We start from the raw sequence: 9,267 nt of genomic DNA, 5'->3' as shown, positions 1-9,267 counted from the left end.
CTCCTTAAATTGTATATTTGCACTATCGATTAACATGCTCTAAGATAAACATTTTAGAGCAAATTAAAAAGTCCGAGCTTGGGAAAGTTCGGACTTTTACATAAAAAAAGAGGGTACCCAGCTAGGACACCCTCTTTTATTTTTAATGGCCTTTTTTCAGCTCTGCCGCACATTCCGCGCAACATCCTTTTAATACATAATTTATGCTTCGTACGGCAAATCCTTCAGGCAAATCTACTACGGGGACATGAATGTTTTCAAGGCAGAAAGTCTTATGGCAATATTCACAGTAAAAGTGCGTATGCAAATCTTTCACGGCACAAGTACATTCACTGTCACAAACCGCATATTTTAAAGATCCTGTACCATCATCTACGCTATGTGCCAGATGTTGGGAAACAAACAGGGTAATCGTTCGGAATATGCTCGACTTATCCACAGTATCCAGTTTGTTCTCCAAATCAAGAAGTGAAACAGCTTGTTCCGCATCTATCATAGCTTTTAAAACCAGCATCCTTATGGCAGTAGGTTTTATTCCTCTTTGTTCTAATATCTTCAAACACAAATTTTCCATTCTCATTTAATCATTTTCTGTATACGAATAGCATTCACTATGGCGATCAATGTCACACCTACGTCTGCGAAAACTGCTTCCCATAAAGTCGCAATACCACTTGCTCCCAATACCATTACCAGCAATTTTACTCCAAATGCCAGCGATACATTCTGCCAGATGATGCGGCGCGTACAACGTCCGACCTTTATGGCAGTCGCCACTTTCGAAGGTTGATCTGTCTGGATAACCACGTCTGCGGTTTCAATAGCGGCATCACTTCCTAACCCTCCCATCGCAATACCTACATCACTTAAGGAAAGTACCGGAGCATCATTCATTCCGTCACCGACAAAAGCAATCCGGTTATCTTTGTTTTCCTTCAGCTTTTCCATATGCTCTACCTTTCCTTCCGGTAGCAGATCACCATACGCCCGGGTAAGTCCCAGTTTGTTTGCAAAAATGCTAACAATACTCTGTTTATCACCTGACAAAATCTGAATATTCTTAATATTTAACTCTTTAAGTGATCTGACAGTATCTGCTGCATCGTCCTTTAACACATCGGACAATGTAATGTAACCTATATATTTATTTCCGACAGCACATACGACTGTTGTTTCCGTTATCGAAAGAATATACGCCGGAAACTCAATGGAATATTTCGACAACAGTCTGGCGTTACCGACCAACACTTTTTCTCCGTCAACCTCAGTCATTAACCCATAACCTGCAACCTCTTCTATATTCTCAGCAGCAGTAAGGCCAATCTTTTTCTTTTCGGCATAACTAACAATAGCTTTGGCTATCGGATGAGTACTATTTTTCTCAACGGAAGCTATTATACGTATCAGTTCTTCTTTTGAAACGCCTGGAATAACTTCACAGGATTCCACTTCAAAAACTCCTTTAGTCAGAGTACCTGTTTTATCAAATACGACTGTATTGACACGGGTTATGGCATCCAGATAATTTCCACCTTTGAACAAAATACCTAAACGGGAGGCTGCTCCGATTCCTCCGAAATATCCTAATGGAATACTGATAACCAATGCACACGGACATGAAATCACCAGAAAAACCAATGCCTTATACAGCCAATCATTAAAAACAAATCCGAATAACGGGTTTATGAATGAATAGATATATGGGATCAGCACAATCAAAAAGGCAAGGCCGATAACAATAGGGGTATATATACGGGCGAATTTTCTAATAAACAATTCGGCCGGTGCTTTACGTTCAGAAGCGTCCTCTACAAGTTCCAGAATACGAGCCAATGCGCTTTTATCAAAAGGCTTTGTCACCTTCATCCGGATCACTTTGTCTGTAACAATCATACCGGCAAGTACCTCCTCACCCTTGCGAATATCTCGTGGAACACTCTCTCCGGTAAGGGCCGCTGTGTTGAATGCTGCTATTTCGTTAAGCATAATTCCATCCAACGGTACACGTTCACCGGCTTTTATTTCGATAATTTCGTTTATAAAGACTGACTTCGGATTGACTGTAATGATCTCATTCCCTCTCACTACCATTGCCTTTTCGGGTCTGACATCCAACAAGGCACTGATATTACGTTTAGCCTTGTCTATTGCTCGATCCTGAAATAATTCACCAACTGAATAGAACAACATGACAGCAACTCCTTCCGGATATTCCCCGATATAAAAAGCGCCTAATGTTGCGACTGACATCAACGTAAACTCACTGAAGTAATCTTTCTGGAGAATACTTTCCCATGCTTCTTTTATCACAGGTAAGCCGACAGGCAGATAGGCCAATACATACCAAACCAAAGAAACTGTATTTTCCTTGAAAAAAGCAATATCCAGTTGATTCATTATACCGCCTGCTACCAACATCACCAATGAAAGCATTACTTTCCAATATTCGCCTATGAAGCCATTTGCTTCCTGGCAATTTCTGACCCGCATATTTGCATTCGTTTCACATTTGCATTGTCCCATAATCATGTTTATTATTAGGTTTATGATGCAAAGGTAGCGGATTGCAGGTGCAACAAAGTTGCAAAAACTCAACCGGAAAAGTTTCGAAGGCATTTCGGAATCCGGGAAGGTACTTTTTTACATCCAAACAGGTGCAAGGAATTTAACCAGAAAATATCCCCCGGCAATCAGCCATAGATACAACAGGGAAGCAAGTATAAATGGTTTGGCACCAGCTTTTTTGAATTTGTCAATGCTGGTTTCGGCTCCCAATGCAGTCATCGCCATGGTAAGCAAAAAAGTATCCAGATTATTGATGAAAGTGATCAACCCTTGTGGCAGTAAATCAAAAGAATTAAAACCGATAACTGCCAGAAAACCGATGGCAAACCATGGAATGGATATGTCTTTCATGCGGCCGCCTTGTCCGCCTGTTTTCACTGCTGCCCTGGATACCATGAAACTGGTGATCAACAGTACCGGAACCAGCATCATTACGCGGATCATTTTCACGATAATGGCAACATCGGAAATTTCTTTTCCCATCGCATTTCCCGCACCTACCGTATGTGCAACTTCGTGTAACGTAGCACCGGTAAAGATTCCCATTTCGTTGGGCGACAACATAAAAGTTCCGTTTCTATATAATATAGGATAGATAAACATTGATAGAGTACCAAAAATAACTACGGTGGACACAGCTACCGCAGTTTTGTATGGCTTGGTCTGGATGGTCGATTCAGCCCCTAAAATAGCGGCTGCACCACAAATGCCGCTACCAATGGAAGTCAGTAGTGCGACCCCACGGTCCATCTTAAGCATACGTCCAATTAAGATACCTCCGAGAATAGTTGTAGCTACTACAATGGCATCGATAAATATGGCAGGTAGCCCCACTGCCAGCACATCCTGAAAAGTCAATTTAAAACCATAAAGAATAATGCCTATCCGTAAGACACGTTTTGAGCAGAACTGAATACCCGGTACCCATGTTTCCGGCAGATTGTTTCTGAGGCTATTGGCATATAGCATACCTAAAATAATACCTACGATCATCGGACTGAAAGAGAGTCTTTTTATGAACTCCATGTCGGCTATGTAAAAGGCTGCACATGAAAACAGGGCTATTAACAAGACCCCGTGAAGCATACTGTTTCTTTTTTCGCTTAACATAAATGAATTTATTTATAGTGTTTTTATTAGTACACCACAAAGTAAGCACTTTAAATCGGGACGCAAGCAATTAAAAAATTTATACCCCATAACTTATCGTTATTTCTGTTCTTGAAAATATGTTCCGGTTTTGTTATTATAAAAAAGCCCCATCCAAAGTATAATCTATACGCTTGGGATGGAGCTTGATTTCAGGAAAAGTCAATCAGACTGATCACTATCCTTTTATTTTTCTGCAGGCATTGCCGGTGTTGTGGGCCAATATGGATTTTGGTACAGCGGAGATAAATGGACGGATGTATGGTCAGAAGCTGTCAACAGGAATTGTTTAATTGGCAATGGTTGTAAATAATGGGCCATATGCCAGATATAACCATCCTTATATAAGTTCCCGGATCCCATATTTTTCTGATAAGGCCGGAGATACTCACTTAAACTGGCGTTTGAGACATTTGCCGATGAACTACCGTCAGCAACCAACTGACCGGCATCATACCATTGTTCCATCGGAGTGTTCCAAAGATGGATTCCCTCCACATGATACGGTTCCACCATCATCTGCTCCAATGCTCTCCACCGTATTAGATCCATCCAGCGTAATCCTTCAGCCATTAATTCACTGCGACGCTCCCGACGTATGTTATACAAAACAGGGTCAGTCAATAATGATCCGGCAGAGTATGCGCCCCAATCTAACTTCTCTTTTTCCATATTGGTGGATGCGATAGTCACTTGAGGGTCAATAGCCGTTCCATTGAAGCCGGCTGCTGTACGAACGGTTTTCCAATACTCCAATATCTTTCCTGAAGCTATATTCTTCGTCAACTGATACTCAGCTTCCATATAGTTCAAAAAAGCTTCTGTTGCACGAAATACTATTGATCCGGTATAGCCGGTTCCGTTACCACACAGCTTTTTATCGAATGTACCACCTTTGCGAATTGCATATCCTGTACTATAGCCTTTTTCTTCGTTTGTCGATAATATGACCGGATAGGGTTCATACTCCATTCCCATTTCCTCTTCAGCATCCATATTCTTAAATAAATTTTTCTGGTTCGGTTCTTTCAGGAATATGTGTAAACGGGGATCTGCATTTTCTCTGACTGATGCCAAGGTTTTGTCATCATAAGAAAAATCATCATGGGATGCATAAACAGGCTTGCCGTCCTTCATGACAAAGCCTTCTACCATACTGCGGGTTAAACCGGTACCATAGTTGCCATGTTGAACCGAAACCTCGATGTTATTCACAATACTCAGTCCTTTGCTGTATTCACGCCAAAGCAAAACGTCAGGGTATCCGGACATGTCGATATTGCCAAACATGCTGAAATAAGGATTGTCAGGATCCGTTTCCGATTGAGGCACCATTCCTGTATTTTGAGTTAATTGTCCTTTGTACTTATCAGCAACAGTTTCTGCACTTTTTGCTGCAACTGTAAAGAAGTAGGTTATTTCATTATCGATATTACCCGAAGGATATTCGTAGTTGGCATTATACTCTTTATCTTTACCGGGCCAACCTTCACCGTTCGGTACAAAGGCAGTTCCTTTAAAATAGTGCAACCATGAGCCCTCAAACAATCCTACACGCGATTTTAATAAAAGAGCTACATCCGGAGACAGGCGATTGCGACGGTCATCAAAATTGTCGCTCATATAAATTAGTGCACTGTCTAAATCTGCAAGAATGAAACGGGCCACTTCATTGCGTGGGCTACGTTTGTTGGCCTCTACCAGGATTGTTTCATCATCCGGCATAGCTTCTTTCAAGATTGGTAAATCTCCCCACTTTTGAAGCATATCAAAATATGCGTAAGCGCGGAAAAAGTAAATCTCGCCAATATATTGACGAATATTGCGCTCTGAGCCGGAAATTCCTCCTTGATTATAATAACCTAATATTGTATTCAAGGAATAATTGATATTGCGGATATTGCTCCATGACCAGTTGCCGTTGGTTTGCCCAACCTTCCACTGATCTGTTGCATATCTGCCGTCTGCGGAAAAAGTTGCCTGATTGTCTGTGTGAACATCGTAGGCAAAAGTTCCATAATTCCCGCCATGAGAGGGCAATACATCTGTATATAGTTTATTGGCTATGGCCTGAACCTGGCTTTCTGTTTGATAATAATCTTCCGGAACTACATAAGAAGGAGGTTGCTTATCTAAAAAATCTTCACAGGCAACAACCGAGGTAGCAAGTAATGCTACAGATACAAAACGTAGAATATTTAATTTCATTGTTATCTTCCATTAAAATGTTACACTTAATCCACATGACAGAGTTCTCGACAACGGATAACCGTTACCTCCCGAACCACCGGAGATTGTTTCCGGATCAAATTGATCGACCAAGCTTGTCCCGGTCCACAAATTTTCTCCGGAGAAGTATATACGTAAATTCTGGACTCCATAACGAGAAGTCAGTCTGGTAGGGAATGTATATCCCAACTGTAAGTTTTTCAGACGAATATAAGCAGCGCTCTGTAAATAGCGGGTCTGTGTCTGTAGATTCTTATTGCTATATAGTGGGCGAGGTAAATAGGAATTAAGATTAGGACTCTGATAGCCCTCCTGAACCGACCATGTATCATCATTACGGAAGTAATCACTTACACTTTCAATTCCGGTAGCATGCCACATTCCGCTATTGCTTGCACCAAACAGATAAGTACTTCCTTGCCAGAAGTCGCGTTTCATAACCCCTTGGAAGAACATACGGAGATCAAAGCCCTTCCAGGAAGCATTCAGATCAAGACCAAACAGATAACGGGGAGTTGTATTACCTATAACGGTCCAGTCCCCCGTATCATTCAGTGTCCCCGAACCACCGGAAATCTTGCCATCACCGTTTATATCTGCATACATAATATCTCCTGCCTTCCAGTCCGAACCCAATGCGCTTTGTCCACCGTTAGGCATTGTTGCCAAATGGGCCTGCATTTCTTCATCTGTCTTTGCAAGTCCCACTGTAGTATATCCCCATATCTCATTGGTATAGCGTCCTTCAATATACGTACTGACTGCTTTAGTCGGATTATTCGGATATCGTGTGATTTTCGTACGGGCATCCGAGACGTTAAATTTCGCGCCATACGTAAAACCATTATTCAAGCGGTCATTCCAACCGATTGAAAGTTCCCATCCGGAGGTTCTCAAGTCTGTATTGTTGGTAATCGGTACACCTGTACCCAGCAGAGCCGGTAGTTCGGGAGCGTTGCCAACCATATTTTTTGTATCGCGGATATACCAGTCGAATGATCCGGTCAAACGATTATTGAATACTCCCCAATCCAATCCTAAATTATAACTCTCAATTGTCTCCCAGGTTAATGAAGCCGAAACAAGTCCCGGAGCCGAAGCGGTATTGGGTTTATTGCCATTCATCAGCCATGCGCCATTCGAAGAACCCACCGACATGGTTTGATAAGTCTGGTACCAGTTCGTTGTATTTTGGTTTCCCAATAAACCGTAGGAAGCGCGAAACTTAAGAATATTGACAATATTGTTCAAAGGTTCAAAGAAGTGTTCACGCGCAACATTCCATCCCAAAGAGAAAGAAGGAAAGGTTTTCCACTGGTTGCCTTTGCGGAAACGTGATGTGCCATCTGCACGGAGATTTGCTTCGAGCAGATACTTTCCGTCATAACTATAATTGATACGTCCGAAAAATCCGGCTGTAGCCCAGTCATTGCGGGATCCATTGACAGATGGGGTTATGGGATTTCCGTCGTAATCGAGCCCGTTAGTCAAGTCTACCTGAGGTTTATTCGGAAACATAATACCGTCACGTTGCAGACCGAATTGAGTTTGTTTCAGATTTTCAGCCTGGAAGCCACCCATTATATGAAGATCATGCTTTTGGTTGAATTGGTGTGTGTATTCGGTATATATATTGAAATTATAATAATTCTCTTTATAATAATCTTCGTGTACATTCGAATATTTGTCGCAAGCATAGGCATTGCCTTCCACATCATGGTTGTAAAGCACTTGTTTATCCCAGTAGTTATTGGCCGACTTGATACGGTAATTGAAATCCACGTGTGTAATCCAGTCTTTTACCGGTTCGAAAGTAAAACTCACTTGATGATACATGTTATCCGTTTGAATCTTACCGGTTCCTCCTTCCGCTAATCCCAATATGGGAGAAGGGGCATAAAAATAGTAACCGTTGGGATCATACAAAGGTAAAACAGGCCAACCTTGACGAGCCATGTCCGAATATAGAGAGTTAGTCATTGTTGCGGGGCGTTTGTAATCTTCCCGGGTAAATCGCATTGTATAGTCAAACTTGAGCCATTTAGTCAGTTCGGAACCAATCTTTGCAGTGCCATTGTAGCGAGATAATCCCTCTTCTCCCAGATTCATAAAACCACCTTGGTCCAGATAATTGAATGAAGCATAATAATTCAACTTCTTAGTGCCTCCATTGACACTAAAATTATGTTCTTGTGAGAAGGTCCACTTTTTAAAAATCATATCATAATAATCAATATCATCTACCCCGGTCACATAGCCATCTTGCCAGTATCCGTTATCACCGGCCAAGAGGGAGTACAAGATAGTCCCATCGTCAGTGATACGTTGTGCAGATCCGTAAGGTTTGGCATTGTGATAGGCAACAATCTTTTTCATACGATCATTTGTAATGTAGGTTCCACCTCCTCCATTGGTATTGGTGTCATTGATCCAACTGGCAAAGTCAACCGAATTCATCATATGGTTCATATTAATGGGGTTTCCCCAGCGGAAACTATTATTATAGTTTACCTGGGTTTTGCCTTCCGTGCTTCCTGATTTGGTTGTGATCAAGATTACACCGAATGGTGCACGTGAACCATATATTGATGATGCAGCCGCATCCTTCAAAACAGAAATATTGGCAATGTCCTGAGGATTAATGGAATTAAGATCACCTTCCATTCCATCAACTAAAACCAAAGGTTCACCGCTGGTTCCCTGTCCGATAGTGGTAGTACCGCGAACATTTACACTTGGTTTATCTTCCAGGCTACCGTTCGTCTGTGTGATTCGTAGTCCCGGAACCATACCTTGCAATGCTTGTGCCGCATTGGTCACCGGACGTTCTTTCAACTCTTTGGCTGAAACAACGCTGACGGACCCTGTCAGGTTTACCTTTTTCTGGGTACCGAATCCCACAACCACGACTTCATCCAAAACCTCCGAATCTTCTTTCAAAGTAATATTATACGATTTTCCCGGAGACGTTTTTATTTCCTGAGACTTATAGCCGATATATGAAATTACGACTATCACACCATCCGGGACAGACAGAGAAAAGTCCCCCTCTAAATTTGTCACGACTCCATTAGTGGTTCCCTTTTCTACGACGCTGGCTCCAATAACCGGCTCTCCATTGGCGTCCGTCACTTTGCCGGAAATTGTATTTTTCCGTTGAAAAGCCTCTTTTACTACAACATTAGGCTTGCCCGATGTTGCAAAGACAGCCGAGGGAGCAAACCCGGCAGACAGCAATAAAGCCAATAGTAACTTACAATTGTTTTTCACTTTCATGTTTTTCATGTTTTTAATTTTCCAATCACATAAAATTAACGTTAACTA

5 protein-coding genes are annotated in these 9,267 nt (G+C 41.8%); all 5 read right to left on the bottom strand.

Features of this window, described 5'->3' with window-relative positions:
* Positions 1-142: 142 nt before the first annotated feature.
* The 5 genes from KO473_RS04315 to KO473_RS04295 all read right to left on the bottom strand — a co-directional run bounded on the left by KO473_RS04315 (position 143) and on the right by KO473_RS04295 (position 9,219).
* Positions 143-574, bottom strand: coding sequence for a Fur family transcriptional regulator (locus KO473_RS04315; RefSeq protein ID WP_005809711.1), 432 nt, complete (start codon positions 572-574; stop codon positions 143-145).
* A gap of 2 nt (positions 575-576) precedes the next feature.
* Complete coding sequence (locus tag KO473_RS04310) at positions 577-2,523, bottom strand: heavy metal translocating P-type ATPase (RefSeq protein WP_122130563.1); 1,947 nt, start codon at positions 2,521-2,523, stop codon at positions 577-579.
* 117 nt (positions 2,524-2,640) lie between these two features.
* The gene (locus tag KO473_RS04305) at positions 2,641-3,675 is read right to left on the bottom strand and encodes a YeiH family protein (protein WP_181996047.1); all 1,035 of its coding nucleotides are present in this window, start codon (positions 3,673-3,675) and stop codon (positions 2,641-2,643) included.
* Positions 3,676-3,900: 225 nt separating this feature from the next.
* On the bottom strand, positions 3,901-5,922 hold the full coding sequence (locus KO473_RS04300; RefSeq protein WP_122130545.1) for a RagB/SusD family nutrient uptake outer membrane protein: 2,022 nt from the start codon (positions 5,920-5,922) through the stop codon (positions 3,901-3,903).
* A gap of 12 nt (positions 5,923-5,934) precedes the next feature.
* A complete protein-coding gene (locus KO473_RS04295) occupies positions 5,935-9,219 on the bottom strand; it encodes a TonB-dependent receptor (RefSeq protein ID WP_122130564.1) in 3,285 nt (1,094 codons plus the stop codon).
* Positions 9,220-9,267: the final 48 nt, after the last annotated feature.

This window comes from Bacteroides sp. HF-4919, assembly GCF_018860125.1.
Note: the sequence above shows the minus strand (reverse complement) of the source record. Positions and strands in the feature narration are given on the sequence as shown.